The sequence below is a fragment of the Rhodococcus sp. NPDC003382 genome, assembly GCF_053589135.1.
In genome coordinates this window covers 17,180-31,940 of record NZ_JBSFRH010000017.1, presented here as the reverse complement: position 1 = coordinate 31,940, position 14,761 = coordinate 17,180, and the positions used below count along the sequence as shown (strand labels likewise).

12 protein-coding genes are annotated in these 14,761 nt (G+C 65.0%); 3 read left to right on the top strand and 9 right to left on the bottom strand.

The window, feature by feature from the left end; genetic code table 11:
* Positions 1-53: 53 nt before the first annotated feature.
* Complete coding sequence (locus ACWDUD_RS13680) at positions 54-662, bottom strand: TetR/AcrR family transcriptional regulator (protein WP_248673099.1); 609 nt, start codon at positions 660-662, stop codon at positions 54-56.
* A 162-nt stretch (positions 663-824) separates the two neighbouring features.
* Between ACWDUD_RS13680 and ACWDUD_RS13675 the strand changes: the two genes are divergently transcribed.
* From ACWDUD_RS13675 to ACWDUD_RS13665, 3 genes are all read left to right on the top strand, one after another.
* On the top strand, positions 825-1,991 hold the full coding sequence (locus ACWDUD_RS13675) for an amidohydrolase family protein (RefSeq protein ID WP_450109654.1): 1,167 nt from the start codon (positions 825-827) through the stop codon (positions 1,989-1,991).
* A gap of 84 nt (positions 1,992-2,075) precedes the next feature.
* Positions 2,076-2,285: a hypothetical protein gene (locus tag ACWDUD_RS13670; RefSeq protein WP_248673097.1), complete on the top strand. Its 210-nt coding sequence runs from the start codon at positions 2,076-2,078 to the stop codon at positions 2,283-2,285.
* Positions 2,286-2,639: 354 nt separating this feature from the next.
* Positions 2,640-3,389, top strand: coding sequence for an enoyl-CoA hydratase-related protein (locus tag ACWDUD_RS13665; protein WP_248673096.1), 750 nt, complete (start codon positions 2,640-2,642; stop codon positions 3,387-3,389).
* Positions 3,390-3,811: 422 nt separating this feature from the next.
* Here ACWDUD_RS13665 and ACWDUD_RS13660 read toward each other — a convergent pair whose 3' ends face one another.
* From ACWDUD_RS13660 to ACWDUD_RS13625, 8 genes are all read right to left on the bottom strand, one after another.
* Positions 3,812-5,368 carry an ABC transporter substrate-binding protein gene (locus ACWDUD_RS13660; protein ID WP_248673095.1) on the bottom strand — a complete coding sequence of 519 codons (1,557 nt, stop codon included), beginning with the start codon at positions 5,366-5,368 and terminating at the stop codon, positions 3,812-3,814.
* Positions 5,369-5,495: 127 nt separating this feature from the next.
* On the bottom strand, positions 5,496-6,509 hold the full coding sequence (locus ACWDUD_RS13655; RefSeq protein WP_248673094.1) for a DUF2889 domain-containing protein: 1,014 nt from the start codon (positions 6,507-6,509) through the stop codon (positions 5,496-5,498).
* A complete protein-coding gene (locus ACWDUD_RS13650) occupies positions 6,509-8,788 on the bottom strand; it encodes a CoA transferase (protein ID WP_248673093.1) in 2,280 nt (759 codons plus the stop codon). The genes ACWDUD_RS13655 and ACWDUD_RS13650 overlap by 1 nt, the downstream gene beginning before the upstream one ends.
* A gap of 190 nt (positions 8,789-8,978) precedes the next feature.
* A complete protein-coding gene (locus ACWDUD_RS13645) occupies positions 8,979-9,776 on the bottom strand; it encodes a crotonase/enoyl-CoA hydratase family protein (RefSeq protein ID WP_248673092.1) in 798 nt (265 codons plus the stop codon).
* A 13-nt stretch (positions 9,777-9,789) separates the two neighbouring features.
* Positions 9,790-10,944, bottom strand: coding sequence for a thiolase family protein (locus ACWDUD_RS13640; protein WP_248673177.1), 1,155 nt, complete (start codon positions 10,942-10,944; stop codon positions 9,790-9,792).
* Between the two features lie 28 nt (positions 10,945-10,972).
* Positions 10,973-12,487, bottom strand: a complete 1,515-nt coding sequence (locus ACWDUD_RS13635) for a class I adenylate-forming enzyme family protein (RefSeq protein ID WP_248673091.1) — start codon at positions 12,485-12,487, stop codon at positions 10,973-10,975.
* A 236-nt stretch (positions 12,488-12,723) separates the two neighbouring features.
* Positions 12,724-13,914, bottom strand: a complete 1,191-nt coding sequence (locus ACWDUD_RS13630) for an acyl-CoA dehydrogenase family protein (RefSeq protein WP_248673090.1) — start codon at positions 13,912-13,914, stop codon at positions 12,724-12,726.
* A 1-nt stretch (position 13,915) separates the two neighbouring features.
* Positions 13,916-14,698: an enoyl-CoA hydratase/isomerase family protein gene (locus ACWDUD_RS13625; protein ID WP_248673089.1), complete on the bottom strand. Its 783-nt coding sequence runs from the start codon at positions 14,696-14,698 to the stop codon at positions 13,916-13,918.
* Between the last annotated feature and the right edge of the window lie 63 nt (positions 14,699-14,761).

The following is a 14,761-nucleotide window of genomic DNA, read 5'->3' as shown; positions in this document are numbered from 1 at the left end:
AGAGGCGGGCAACGGTTCCGGAAACCGTTGCCTGCCTTTTGTTTTTGCGCTCGTCAGGCGCCGTCTGCGAGTCGGCGGAAGTACTTCTCGGTTTCGGCGATCAGGGCATCGGCCTCGGCTTCGGTTTCGGTGCCGAACAACGCGATCGTCGCTTCGTTGCGCATCGCGATGAGGAAGTCGCCGAACAGCCGTTCCCTGCGCGTGGGTCCGAGACCGAGGATCGCGATCTCACTGTCGCTGCCCACCCGACTCGCCCTGCGACGCTGAGCGTCGAACCCGGGTGGCGTGTCCCCCATCGCGACGACCCGGGCTTGGGCACGGTTCTCCCAAATCAACGACAGGTATTCGCGGGTGCCGATGATGAACAACTCGAAGCCATCGGTCTCTCCCTCGTCCCGGGCCGTTCGAACAACCTCGTCGACCCGGCTGCGCAGAAGCCCGACGAAGTCCTGCCAGATGGCATTGAAGACTTCGGCCTTACCGCCGAAATGGTGGTAGATGCTGCCGACGCTGACGCCCGATCGCTCGACGATCTCGGCCATGGTCGCCGCCGAGAACCCCCGTTCGCTGAAGACCTCGACGGCCGCGTCGAGCACCTTCTCCTTCGTCGCCGACGTGCTCGTCCACGTACGGGCGCGCGCACGTCCCTTGCTCTGCAGCATCGTTCCTCCGTCGTTGCACTGCCCGGGTTGACTTACCTCCCCGTCGTGGCCATAATCACTGTACATCCTAAAACGGGATTCTAGAATTTCTTCCAACAAGGCGTGGTGCCAGCAGAAACCCCGCTCGGCACATATCCCCTCGCCGCAACACCGCACCAACGAATGGAGACCGAAGTGTCCGAGAAGCTGTGGGCCAATTCCGGTGATTCGCACTTCCTCGAGCCCGACGACCTGTGGCGGTCGCGTCTGCCCAGGGATCTGGCCGAGCTCGTTCCCCGGTCGGAGAAGGATCCCGACGGCAAGTGGGAGACGGTGTTCGTCGACGGCCAGGCGTTCCGTCGCCGGCTGCCGAGCATCGCCCAGGAGGAGTTCTACGCAGCCAGCCACCGCGCGCCCGGTGCCAGCAACGTCGAGCTGCGTTTGAAGGACCTCGACGAGGAGGGCATCTGGACCGAGCTCATCTTTCCGTCCCTCGGCATGTGGTCCAGCTCGTTCCGCACTCCGAAGGTCCTGCGTGAGGCACTGCGCGTGTCCAACGACTGGGCCAAGGAAACGATCATGGATTACTCGCCGCGCCTGATCCCGACTGCCCAGGTCTCGACACTCGACATCCAGGACGCCTGTGACGAGCTCAAGCGTTGCGGCGAGATCGGTTACAAGGCCGTGTTCATGCCGGTCGCTCCCCACCCGGCGCAGAAGGACTACAACCGCGACGAGTGGGAGCCCTTCTGGGCGCTCGCCGAGGACATCGGCATGGTCATCGCGTTCCACATCGGCACCGAGCCCATCGACTTCGCGACCGGCGGCGCCTCCGGCGTCGTATACCGCGGCCCGGGCGGCGCGGTCCTCAACTACACCGAGACGACCTTCGGCGGCCAGCGTGCCGTCATGAAGCTTGTCGCGTCGGGCGCGCTGGATCGTCACCCCAATCTGAAGGTCCTGGTCTCCGAGGGCGGCGCGACGTGGGTTCCGTTCGTCGCCGACCGCATGGAGGAGGGCTACCGCCAGCACTCGATGGCCGTGCGCCCCAAGCTGAAGCGCAGCCCGAAGGAGATCATCTACTCCCAGGTATACGCCTCGTTCCAGCACGACGAGTCGGCTGTCGCGGCGCTGACCTCCATGGGCTACAACAACGTGATGTGGGGTTCGGACTACCCGCACATGGAAGGCACCTTCGGCCACACCCAGATGACCCTCCACAACCTGTTCGACAAGGAAGACCAGCGGGTCAAGGACCGGATCATGCACGGCACGTTCCAGGAGCTGTTCCCGGACGCCCCGAAGATCCCCGCCGCCGGCACCGAAAAGCCGGCGACCGCAACCGTCTGACGTGCACCGGTGACCATTCGGCCGGTCCGCATCGAAACCCGTGCGGGCCGGCCGACCCACTTCATCTCCTGAAAGAGCACTCCGATGAGCGACAGCGTTCTCTACGATCTGCCGGGCGAGTTCGTCTCCTCGATGGCCGAGGCCTCCGGGTACTGCGATGCCCAGGCGGTCCTTCCGACGGAAGATCACTACATCGCCTTCTGCACTTGTGGCCGGTGGCATACCACCGTCTCGACGCGCGACGAGGGATTGACCCTTGCGCGGGCACACACGGCCGAGACCGAAGCCCAGTAGTCGATCAGCCTTTCCACATGCAACATTCGGGTCCGGAGCCACATTCAGGCTCCGGACCCGAATAGCGTTCCGGCCGAACTCTACTCGGAGACCGTCATCTCCTTCCCAGGAGCAGCTGGGTCACCGACAGGAGGAGTTCGTCGATGAACACGGCACGGCTCGTCCGCACCGCGTCCGGGGAATTCTGTTCTGCGGCTTCGCGCGAACCAGGCGGTCGAATTCCTCCACCGGGATCAGGCGACTCGACGAATCCCACGCGGCACACGTGTGGATCAACCACGACCCCGACGACTGGAACCACTACGGTCCGGGACCGGTTGTCCCCGCAGTTTCCACAGAACGAGGAGCGACATCATGACCGTACGCGAAACCGTCCACGGGCGAACACTTGTCGTGCACATGGAGCGCGAGGCGAAACGCAATGCCGTCGACCGGGCGATGTCCGAGAGGATCGGTTCGGCGCTCGACCGACTCGAGGACGACGACGACCTGCGGGTCGGCATCATCACGGGAACGAACACGGTGTTCTCCGCGGGTTCGGACCTGACGAGCGGCGGCGAAGCGAAGACCGAACGCGGCGGCGAGTACGGGGTGATCCGACGACAGCGACGAAAGCCGCTGATCGCCGCTGTCGAGGGACCCGCGCTGGGCGGCGGCTTCGAAATCGTCCTGGCGTGCGACCTGGTGGTGGCCTCGACTACCGCTCGGTTCGCACTGCCCGAAACGCGCCGCGGCGTGATCGCGACCTCCGGTGCGCTCTTCCGGGCGATGCGAGTGCTACCGCTGCCGGTTGTGAAACAGCTTCTCATCACCGGTTTCGGACTGTCCGCGGAAAGGGCGTATCACTTCGGTCTCGTGAATGCGATCACCGAACCGGGCAACGCGATGAGTGAAGCGTTGGCAATGGCCGAGGACATCTGTCTGTCGTCCCCTGTCGCAGTCCGGGAAACCCTCGTCGCTCTTGCGGAACAGTTCGAGGTGGCAGACGAAAAGGGGTGGGCTGCAACCGGTCGCGCAATCGACACAGTGATGGGTTCGGACGACTTGAAGGAAGGGGTACAAGCATTTCTCGAACGCCGCATCCCGGAATGGAGAGGACGATGACGGCGAACAGCACCACGAGATAGCAGAGGCGTGGACGCGCGATCGCGATGACACCACAGGAGGTCGACGCCTTCCTGGAGCAGGAAAAGACCTGCCGTGTAGCGACAATCTATCGCAATCGTGGTCGACGCCGGCGAGGGATTCGCGGAGCTGCGTGGCGTCGAGATTCGGGGGACCGCCAAGGCTGTGGGTTATGTACCTCGCAGATCGGATCCGGACGATGTTCTTGTCGTTCCCGAGTTGCTGTTTGCTCGCAAGTACACCGATACCGATCGATTCGCCGCAGACGGAAGACACGCGTGGCTTCGTGTGATTCCGAGTTCGATCCCGAGTTGGGATTTCCGAAGGAATCCGGAACCAAGAGTGCGGGTCCGGAGCCGTTTTCAGGCTCCGGACCCGCACTTGGTGGAACTGAGCGGAACTCACTCCGAGACGGTCAGGTACCGGAAGTCGAAGGGACCGAGAGTCGTGGAGTAGTCCATGTCGGTGCTGAAGTTGCCTACCTTGTCGCTCATGACCCACGGGTACGTGATCCACACCAACGGTGCGCCCCACGCCTGCTCGACGAGGTAGCGGTTGAGCTCGGCAGCGGACGCCTCACGCTCGCCTTCCGATCGACGTGAATCGTTTGCCGCGGCGAGCATCTGGGTGTACTCGGGGGTCACACCTGCGGGGTTCAGCCGGGGACCCCACCGATACGACGAACCGGACGTGAAACTGGTACCCAGTGGCGAGTAGTGCAGCAGAGCTGACGCCTCACCGCGCCCGAACGATGTCGGACCCTCGAGGCCGTCCTTCACGATCGGCGTGATCTTGATACCTGCCTGAGCGAATTGCTCCTGCATCGCATCCCCCACACCCGGGGTGATGACGTTGGTGATGATGACCTCACCCAGATCGATGCCGTTCGGATGCCCGGCCTCGGCGAGCAACTGCTTCGCCTTGGCCGGGTCGTAGGTGTAGGTTTCGTCGAGCTCCGCGTCGTATCCAGGCAATCCGGGGCGCGAGTACTGGTGGCGCACTTCCGATCCCAGGTACAGGGCCTCGATGATCTCGTCACGGTTGTACGCGTAGTTGATCGCCTGGCGGACCTTCACATCGTCGAGGGGCGCGATGTTGCGGTTGAGAAACAGCTCGACGCCGGTGCCGGTGGGCACGTCGACCGTTGTGAGGCCCTTGCGCCCCTCGACGGCGTTCACGGTACCCGGCAGGAACTGGCCGAGTTCGATCTGACCGGCGGCCATGGCATTGGTGAACGCCTGGGTGTCGGAGATGGCCTTGTACTCGATCTTCGCGAGCTTCGCCGCGTCGGCGTCCCAGTAGTCGGAGCGGTCGCGCACGATCGTGAGCTCCTCACCGGGAGCGAAGCTCTCGACCGAGTACGCGCCTGAACCATTGGTCTCCGTCGCCGGATTGCCATTGGCGATCAGGTCGGGATGCATGACGAAGCCGGCCATCTCGGCGAGCACGTAGGGCACGACCACGGTCGGCTCGGCCAAGGTCAGCGTCACCTGATAGGGGCCGGTTACGGCAACGTCGACCACGGGCGCCATGCGAGACTTCACGGACGGGCTGTCGACGGTGCGCGCCCGGTCGAGATTGACCTTGACGACCTCGGCGTCGAGAGGCGTCCCGTCACGGAAGGTGACGTCCTCACGCAGGTTGAGGATCAGGCCCAGGCCGTCCGGCGAGTAGGAGTAGTCCTGAACGAGCATTCCGTCCACCGTGCCGTCCGCCTTCACGGTGAACAACCGGTCGTAGATCTCGTTGAGCCCAAAGCGGAACGAGGCGATCTCGCTGGTTGCCATATGGGGGTCGAGGCTGGTGATTCCGGTGGTCCAACCGGTGCTCAGGGTGCCCTCGACATCCGGGGCGCCCGAGCCCGATGCAGTCGAACCGGAGTCGCTTGTACCGCATGCCGCCAGCAGCCCTACTGCGGCGATCGCAGCGGCGGCACGGAGGGTGTGCCGTCGAAACATGATGGAGCCTTCCTACAGGGGACATGGAACCTTCCAGCCCCCTGGCGAACACACCGCGGGACCGGAATGTGCTCAGGCTAACATTTTTCTTAGTAAACGTATACCACTTGTATTACTACGTTTAGTTTCACGTATCGCGTTTGCCGTTCAGATACTCGACGAGCACCGGCACCTCCGCCATCGCGCGCATTGCATCGTTGAGGTGCGTACAACCCGCCGTTCCCGGAAACGTCTCCAGCACAGCAGCTCTCAGTGCACGAAGCGGCGTCCCCACGATCCGATCGACCGACAGCGAGGCCAGTGGACATTCCCGGTAGGGCAGAACCCTGGGGTCGGCGGACATCGTCAAGATTTCGCCCGTCATAGGATCGGCCGTCGCGGTCACCCGGTATTCGTGGACGACAACGCGTCCTCCTTCCGGAACGGTGGACGAATCCTGGAACATCGAGTCGATCTCGATGACGTCGCCGATCGTCACGTCGATTCGCCGAGCGCGCCGCATCGAGATCTCGGTGATCTCATCGAGTTCGTGCCATCCGATCGGATCGTCGTCGCGTGGCAGTGGGCCCACCGGCTGGACGAGGTGGTTCCACTTCGACGACCCGTCCGGCATCAATGCTCCCGAACCCGGCTGGAATCCCGTACAGATGCCCTCCATGTTGCGACGCGGCGTTCCCCCGGCGGCAGCGATCAGCTCCTCCACCGGCACCCACCGCGAGTAGGCGAAACCGGCGATCAGTGTCGCGCCCGCGATGTCGTCGAGCAGCAGATAGAGCGGCGTCCCTGCAGCGGCCTCCTCCGCCATCACCTCGGCGAGGACCGTCCGCGAACTCCCTCCGCCGCGCGCTCCCACCATTCCCACCACCGCGGGACGCGGCGGATCCGCGGTGATCTCCTCGATCGTGCGAGTTCCCGGGTCCACCCCGACCGACATCGAGTCGCATGCCAGGACGACCGGTGATCCACCGTCGCCAGGAGTGAGAAGATCCCGCGCACGGCCCGTCAGCCGTAATTGCGTGCCGGGCCCGGCCGGCCAGCGCATGTCGATCGTGGAGGTGCGGCGCACCGAGTTCGGACGCCGTTCGGGCGCGGGACCCGACGGGCCCCGCGCTGCCAATCCGAACGGAATGTCGATTGCCATCAGTCGTGTTCCCAGAACTTCGGAACCGAGGGGCCGCCGGCGACCCGATCTGCGTACATCGCCTCGATCGCCTCGTCGGAGTAGCCGAGCTCGGAGAGGATCTCCCGGGTGTGCTGACCGATCACCGGGGCGGCGCGATCGAACGTGAGGGTGAGGTCGTCGAAGTTCCAGTACGCACCGGGCTGTTCCATCCGGCCGAAGTGCGCATGGTCGTAGGAAGCGATGAGCTGTCCGGTGCGGTTTGCTTCGTCGTCGAAGAATTCGAATCCATACTCTTCCCGGACCGGCTCGCCCGCGATTCCGGCAGATGCCAGTTCGACCAGTAGCTTCTCGGATTCGAACGCGGCGAGACCGGCCTCGATTCCCTCGTCGTCGGTCGCACCCGCCAATGCACGCAGAGCGGCCAGTTGCTCCTCGCCCTCGGTGACGATGGCAACCCACCCGTCCGCAACCTCGTAGATTCGATGGCCCGGCCCGTATCCGGTCTGGGTGGCGTCGAATCGTGGGTACTCGGCGATATCACCGTCGGCGAGCCGGATCAGCGTTTCGCTCTGCGTCACGGTCGCCGACGCGAGCAGCGAGCCCGACGCCTTGGTTCCGCGGCCGGTACGTTGCTTGTAGTACACCGCGAGAAGAGTTCCGATGAGGGAGCCAAGGGCCGTCTGGACATCGAGAACGCCGAACCGGGAGAACTGCGGAGGATTGCCGACTCCACCGTTCTCGACCTCCCAGCCCCCGAGGGCCTGGAAGATCGAGTCGAAGCCGGGACTGTCGGCGCGATTGCCCTTCTCGCCGTAGCTCGTCACGTAACCGAGGACGACATCGGGCTTGATCGCGCGCAACCCGGATTCGTCGATGCCGAGCTTGGCGGACGCCTTGGGCCGCTGGTTGTGGTGGACGACATCCGCCCATCCGACCAGCCTGCGCAGCACCTCCTGGCCCTGCTCGGTAGTGAGGTCGACCGCGAGTGAGCGCTTGTTGCGGGAGCAGGCTTCCCAATAGCTGGGCTTGTACCGAAGCCTGTCGCCGACGACGGGCTCGACCTTGATGACTTCGGCGCCGAGGTCCGCCATCAACATCGGGGCCATCGGGCCGGCGAGGAAGCTTCCGAGGTCCAGGACCTTCAAGCCCGCGAGCGGGCGTGGATCGGCAGGCTCATCCGCGGGGATCTCGGAGCCGGTCCGCGAGGATTCGAGTTCGGCGAAGACCTCGTCGGTGTGCTCGCCGAGAAGCGGCGCAGGGCGTGTGACGGCGCATTCGGGCTCGATCGCGAACGGGTTGCCGGCCTGGATAGTCTTTCCGTACGTCGGATCGTCGACCTCGACCACGTAACCGTTGGCCATGACCTCCGGGTCTCGCAACAGCTCACCCATGGCCAATGCCGGCTCGATCGCAAGATCTGCAGCCCGGAAGACGGGCAGCCATTCGGCGCTCGGCCGTTGCGCAATGACGGTACGCAAGTCGTCACTGGCGTTTCTGGACAGGTCGGTCAGGCCGAGGCCCAGTTCCGCGGCAACTTCTCGAACGAGCGGTATGGCGCTCACGTCGATGCGCTCACCGGGGTTCATCATCTGCAGCCAAACACCGTCGCTGCACTGGTACATCGCGAGCTGCGGGGGCGCCTCGTACTTGTTGAGAATCAGTTCCGGGATCGGGTTCTCGGCGTTGTTCCAGGCGAGTGAAGCCGTGTTGAGCATGCCCTGCAGGAGCGAGGTGTGCACTGCCCCGATCCGGCCGGTACGGTCACGCTGAATGAGTCGGGCAACGATGCCCGCGGCAGCCAGCGAAGCGGCTGCCCAGCTGGGCAGCGGGAAGCGCATGGCGATCGGGCCCTCGCGGTAGCCCCAGAGTTCGCCCATGAGCCCGGAACGGGCCTGGACGAGCAGGTCGTGGGCCGGGCGGTCACGGTCCGGGTGGTCGATGGGGTATCCGGTGACCGAGGACACGATGAGGTGCGGGTACCGCGAGTGCAGGGCGGCGTCGGTGAGGCCGAGTTCGGCGGCCCGCGACGGGGAGAGGTCGTGGACGAACACATCGGCAGTGTCCAGCAGTTCACCGAGTCGGATCGCTCCTTCGTCGTCGGCGACATCCAGAACGACACTCCGCTTACTCCGGTTCCACGACGCGAAAGCCGCACTCCTGCGGACCGGGTCGCCGTTCGGAGGTTCGACCTTGACGACGTCTGCTCCGGCTTCCGCCAGCATCCGAGACGCAACCGGGACGGCCAGTCCAGAAGCGAGTTCGACGATGCGTATCCCGTCGAGAATCCGATCGGACATGGATGTATCCACCTTTCCTGACTGCCGTGCGCATGCCGGCCACACAATGGTGCTTGTGACGTCCGACACAACACTAATACACATAAGGCAACCTGACCTACTTGGTTAACCTTGACTGGATACGAGGCAGCCCGGGCCGCTTCCCCTCCGGGAACGGCCCGGGCTGTGTCACCGACGCATCTCCAGCGCGTCAGCGCGCCTTCCAGACCGGCTCGCGCTTTTCAGCGAAGGCGAGCGGCCCTTCCTTGGCGTCCTCACTGAGAGCGAGGCGGTCCCATTCCGCAGCGGAGAGCGCCCATCGGGAGTTCTCATCGGCACGGACACCGTCCACGACGCCGTATGCCACGCGCTTGCTGGCCTGAACCGACAACGGCGCGTTCACGGCGATACGCTGGGCGAGATCGATCGCCGCCTCGACGGACTTGCCTTCGGGGGCGACCTGGTTGATCAGGCCGACCTCGAGTGCGCGAGCCGCGGAGATCGGCTCGCCGGTGAAGATCATCTCCATCGCGAGACGCTGCGGGATCTGCGCCGGCAGCCGGAACACACCTCCCGCGCCGGCGATCAGGCCGCGCTTGACCTCGGGCAGGCCGAACGTGGCGTTCTCCGCGGCCACGATGAGATCCGCCGACAGGGCCAACTCGGTCCCGCCACCGAGCGCGGTGCCGTTGACCGCGGCGATGGTGGGCTTGTCGACGTAGTGCTTGACGAAACCCGCGAAGCCCCAGTCCTCATGTCCGGGAGCGTGCAGGCCCTCGCCGCGCGAGATCGCCTTGAGGTCCGCACCGGCGCAGAACGACTTGTCACCGGCACCGGTGATGACGATCGCCCGGACCTCGGGATCGTTCGCCGCCTCCTCGAGGGCACCGCCCACTCCGATGCTCACCGACGAGTTCACCGCGTTGCGCGCCTCTGGACGGTTGATCGTGATCACCATGACATTGCCCACGCGCTCGACGAGCGCGCCTGCCGGGGTCACCTCGGTCATCGTCGACTCCTTCTCAGTTCTCGACCAGCTCGAGGATCGTGGCGTTGGCCTGGCCGCCACCCTCGCACATCGTCTGGAGGCCGTAGCGAATCTTGTTGCGGCGCATGTGATACACCATGTCGGTGAGGATGCGGCCACCAGATCCGCCGAGCGGGTGACCGAGGGCGATCGCACCGCCGTTGGGGTTGAGCCGCTCGGGGTCGGCGCCGATCTCCTTCAGCCAGGCGAGGGGGACGGGCGCGAACGCCTCGTTGACCTCGAATACACCGATGTCGTCGACGCTCAGGCCGGACTTCTCGAGCGCCTTTGCCGTGGCCGGGATCGGCGCGGTGAGCATGATCACCGGGTCGGCGCCGACGACGGTGGCGGTGTGGATCTTGGCGATCGGCGTCAGACCGTACTTTGCGGCCGCCTCCTCGCTCATGATGAGCAGCGCCGACGCGCCGTCGGAGATCTGCGAGGCGTTGCCGGCATGGATGACACCGTCTTCCTTGAACACCGGCTTGAGCTTGGCGAGCGTCTCGACCGACGTGCCCCGGCGGATGCCCTCGTCCTTCGAGACGACTGTGCCGTCGGGAGCCGTCACGGGCACGATCTGGGCGTCGAAGAGCCCGGCGTCCTGTGCGGCCGCGGCACGCTCGTGCGAGCGAGCGGAAAACTCGTCGACCTCCGTGCGGCTCATACCCCACTTCTCGGCGATCATCTCGGCACCGATCCCCTGATTCGGCGCGACACCGTCGTAGCGGTCGAGGAACGATTTACTGTAGGGCTTGCCGGCGACCTGGACGGACGAGCCCATCGGGACGCGCGACATGGACTCGACTCCACCGGCGACGACGACGTCGTAGTGGCCGGCTTCGACGCTCGCGACCGCGAAGTTCAATGCCTGCTGCGACGAACCGCACTGGCGGTCGATGGTGACGCCCGGGACCGTCTCGGGCCATCCGGCCGCGAGCAGCGCGGTGCGGGCGATGTCCTGGGACTGTTCCCCCACCTGCTGGACACAGCCCCAGATGACGTCGTCCACTACTGCCGGGTCGATACCCGCACGCTCGACGAGCGCGTTGAGCACAACCGCGGAGAGATCGGCCGGGTGAATCCCGGACAATCCGCCGTTGCGCTTACCGACCGGCGTGCGCACGGCCTCCACGATTACTGCAGTCACGATGTACTCCTTCTAGTCGGCGTTTGCAGGGTCAGACCCGCGTGGATTCGAGTTCGGCGACCATTTCGAGCAGGCGCCGCCGATCGACCTTGAGGGACACACTGCGCGGCAGAGCATCCACAGTGTGAATGGCGACCGGCACTTCGTAGCCGGTCAGCTGGTTGCGGACGAACTCTTTGAGCTCGGCCTCGTCGACCGGCTGCGCGCCCTCGGCGAGTTCGATCACGGCGACGGGCACCTGGCCGAGCCGCTCGTCAGGCTTCCCGTACACCGAGGCATCGAGTACCGAACCGTGCGCGCGCAACGCGTTGCACACGGTCTCCGGCTGCACCTTGAACCCACCACGGATGATCGCGTCGTCGGCGCGACCGTCGATGTACAGGAAGTTGTCCTCGTCGAGATGGGCGAGATCGCTCGTGCGCACCCACTCGTCCGTCCCGGTACCGGTCTGACGCGAATTGACTTCGAGGCGACCGGTCGTGCCGACAGGCAGCACCTTTCCGTTCTCGTCGACCGTGCGCATCTTCACACCGGGGAAGGGACGGCCGACGCTGCCGCGCTTGCGCGTCCACCACTCGCCGATGAGCGGCTTGGTCCACCCAGCGACTGCACCACCGAACTCCGTGGCGCCGTACATGATCATCACGGGAATGCCGTACCGTTCGGTGAATTCGTCGGCGAGGTCGGGGCTCACGAAGGTCGTGCCCGCAGTCACCGCCCGCAGACTCGCGAGTTTCTCCTTGGGCACCTCCGCATTGAGTACCGAGCGCATCGCGGCCGGCGGCAGACCGGCTACGCGCAGCTGATGCTCGTAGACAGCGTCGACCCAGCCCTCGACGGTGAAGCGTGGCAGCAACACGATCGGGCGCGCCTCGGAAAGAGCCTGGACGACACCCCAGAGTCCACCGATGTGCACGATCGCGAGCGACACGAGCGAGACCCTGCCGGTCAAGGGTTCACGGCCGTCACCCCCTTTGCCGGTATGGCCGTGCACGGCGTCGAGAGCGGCTTCCAGCTGACGCCAGGTCAGCGGGATGCGCTTCGGCGGCCCCGTGGTGCCCGAGGTGAACATCTCGACCGCGACCGGATCCTTCTCGTCCGTCGCGACCTCGATGGTGACCTCCGGCCCCCCGGCGCGCTGCTCGACTTCGATCCCGTCGACAGAGAAGCCGACGATGCCGGCCTCGGCGATGGCGGTTGCGAATTCGGCCTCTTCCCACCATGTTCCCGGGGCAAGGACAACCTGGGGACGAGATGCCACCGCGTCCGCGGCGACCCGCGCGGTCGGTTGCATGGGGTTGAGGGTGATGATCGTGCGGCCCTTACCGAGGATCGCGATCAGGGACGAAATGGACTCGGTCCGATTGCTGAGCACGACGCCGATACGTGCCCCCTCCCCGCAGCCGACGCGGGTGAGTTCGGAGTCGATTCTTTCTGCGAGGGAACGGACTTCACCCCACGTGTGCCACGCTTTGCCCTCCTGGACCATCTTCGCGTCGTCGGATGCCGACCACAGCAAGCCCAACGCTTCCCTGATACCCGTCATTCGATACCTCCCACTCCTGCCGACGGGAAAAATCCGCGTTCTTCCTGCATCGGTACCGGTTCATGACGTTTCGCGTACCGCATCCGGCGACACCGAGCGAAACGTCTCACCCAAAGATAGATCACATAGTTAACTACGTCAATCTGGTTTGCATTCGATGTCTCCGACACGGTGTCGCATCCGAGCACGAAAACGGGGGAAGACCTTCCGGTCCTCCCCCGCTCGGTCCAGCGGATTCAGCGCGGCATCCCCAGCCCGCGCTCGGCAATGAGGTTGCGCATGATCTCCGAACTGCCGCCGGCGATCGTGTATGCCCGCGCGTACAGGAACTCGTCCTGCCACCGCCCGTGATCGACTGCCCCCGAATCACTCTCGACGAGAATCCCGGCCTCACCGGCGAGCTCGAGCGCGAAACGTGCGATGTCCACACCGAGCTCACTGAACATCAGCTTGGCCATCGGTGCGTCGTAGGGCCGTTCGGTCTTGCGTGACCATCGGCTGATATTCGCGTACACCATCGCCGATAGTGCAGCGACCGCCGCCGACAACTCGCCGATCCGCTCCTGAACTGCGCCGTCCTCGATTGCCGGACGTCCGTTGCGGATCACGTTCTTCGCCAGATCTTTCAGCGCCTCGACGTTCTGCTGCAACCGCACAGCACTCGTCGCCACACCGCTGCGCTCGTGCGCGAGACTCGAATTCGCGATTCCCCAACCCTGGTTGACCTCACCGATCAACGCGTCGGGCCCGAGCTCGACATTGTCCAGGAACACCTCGTTGAAGTCCGAGGTCCCGGTCATCTCGCGTAACGGACGCACATCGACACCGGGCAGTCGCATATCGACGATGAAGGCGCTGATTCCCTTGTGCTTCGGCGCGTCCGGATCGGTACGGGCGAGAAGATAACCGTAGTCGGCCCAGTGTCCGTTGGTCGTCCATACCTTCTGACCCGTAACCCGGAACCCACCGCCCTCGGTGGGCACGGCCTTGGTGCGCAGCGACGCGAGGTCGCTACCCGAACTCGGCTCACTGAACAGCTGGCAGAAGATGAGCTCGCCGGAACGGATGCCCGGCAGGTACTTCTGCCGCTGCTCCTCGGTGCCGAAATCGATCAGGGCGTGCGACACGAGATGCGCGGCCCCCTGGATCGCCGCCGGGGCGCGCCCACGCGCGAGTTCCTCCCCGACGACGACATCTTTCTCCGACGAATGCCCGGAGCCCTTGCCTCCGTACTGCTCGGGCCAGTCCGCCCCGACGTAGCCGGCCGCGAACAGCTTGCCGGTCCACTGCTTGAGCAACGCCAGTTCTTCTGCGTCCTCCGCGCTGCGCACACCCGCCTTGACGGCGACCGGCGGCTTGTTCGCGGCGACGAATTCGCGCACCTCTGCCCGGAATTCCTCGAGCTCCGGAGTCATTCCGTAGTCCATGTCAGCGCACCTCGTAGTTGCGGGTCGGCACCTCGGAACGGACGACCTGCGCCTTGCCGATCGGGTTTCCGAGATCGGTGTAGTACATGCCGGTGGCGAGCGCCGCGGTGCGGCCTGTGTTCTTGGACTCCCAGATCGCCCGGAGGCTTCCTTGGATCGCAGCCGGAGGCTTCGCGGCGATCCGCTCCGCGAGTTCCTGCGCCCGGTCCCACAAGGTGTCCCGGGTCACGATCTCGCTGATGAACCCGATCTCCAGCGCCCGCTTGGCAGACATGCGCTCGTCGAGGCCGAGCAGGACCATGCGGAGCACCTCGCCGATCGGGATGCGATGCGCCAGGCCGATCGGCTCGAGTGCAGCGACCATGCCGTACGACACGTGCGGATCGAAGAACTGGGCGTCCTCGCTGGCAATGATGATGTCGGCCTCGTTGAGCCAGTAGAGTGCACCGCCCGCTGCCATTCCGTGCACCGCGCAGATCAGCGGCTTCCAGCACCCGTTGTGCTTGGGGGAGAGATCGATGCCCGGATCGCGGCGCATGAAGACATTGTCCGAAAGGAATGTGCCCTCCTTGACGTCGACGCCGGTCGAGAAGGCGCGGTCTCCGTTGGCCCGCAGCACCATGACGTGAACGTCGTCTTCCTCGCGTGCGTAGGCCCACAGCGCCGCGAACTCTGCCCGCATCGTGTCGGTGAACGAGTTCAGTTTGTCGGGCCGGTCGAGCGTGATCGTCAGAACATGGTCTTTCAGCTCTGCGATCACCGTGGTCAAGCCGCTCAGATCCACAGTTCCTCCTGGAAAATACGGGCGTGCGCCCTCACAAATATTACTAAGTCATCCATGTTCGCG

Excerpts from the sequence above, each read along its gene's own strand:
- ACWDUD_RS13655 (WP_248673094.1), bottom strand. The coding sequence starts at position 6,509 with ATGGCAATCGACATTCCGTTCGGATTGGCAGCGCGGGGCCCGTCGGGT.
- ACWDUD_RS13645 (WP_248673092.1), bottom strand. The coding sequence starts at position 9,776 with ATGACCGAGGTGACCCCGGCAGGCGCGCTCGTCGAGCGCGTGGGCAAT.
- ACWDUD_RS13675 (WP_450109654.1), top strand. The coding sequence starts at position 825 with ATGGAGACCGAAGTGTCCGAGAAGCTGTGGGCCAATTCCGGTGATTCG.
- ACWDUD_RS13650 (WP_248673093.1), bottom strand. The coding sequence starts at position 8,788 with ATGTCCGATCGGATTCTCGACGGGATACGCATCGTCGAACTCGCTTCT.
- ACWDUD_RS13665 (WP_248673096.1), top strand. The coding sequence starts at position 2,640 with ATGACCGTACGCGAAACCGTCCACGGGCGAACACTTGTCGTGCACATG.
- ACWDUD_RS13635 (WP_248673091.1), bottom strand. The coding sequence starts at position 12,487 with ATGACGGGTATCAGGGAAGCGTTGGGCTTGCTGTGGTCGGCATCCGAC.
- ACWDUD_RS13630 (WP_248673090.1), bottom strand. The coding sequence starts at position 13,914 with ATGGACTACGGAATGACTCCGGAGCTCGAGGAATTCCGGGCAGAGGTG.
- ACWDUD_RS13670 (WP_248673097.1), top strand. The coding sequence starts at position 2,076 with ATGAGCGACAGCGTTCTCTACGATCTGCCGGGCGAGTTCGTCTCCTCG.
- ACWDUD_RS13680 (WP_248673099.1), bottom strand. The coding sequence starts at position 662 with ATGCTGCAGAGCAAGGGACGTGCGCGCGCCCGTACGTGGACGAGCACG.
- ACWDUD_RS13660 (WP_248673095.1), bottom strand. The coding sequence starts at position 5,368 with ATGTTTCGACGGCACACCCTCCGTGCCGCCGCTGCGATCGCCGCAGTA.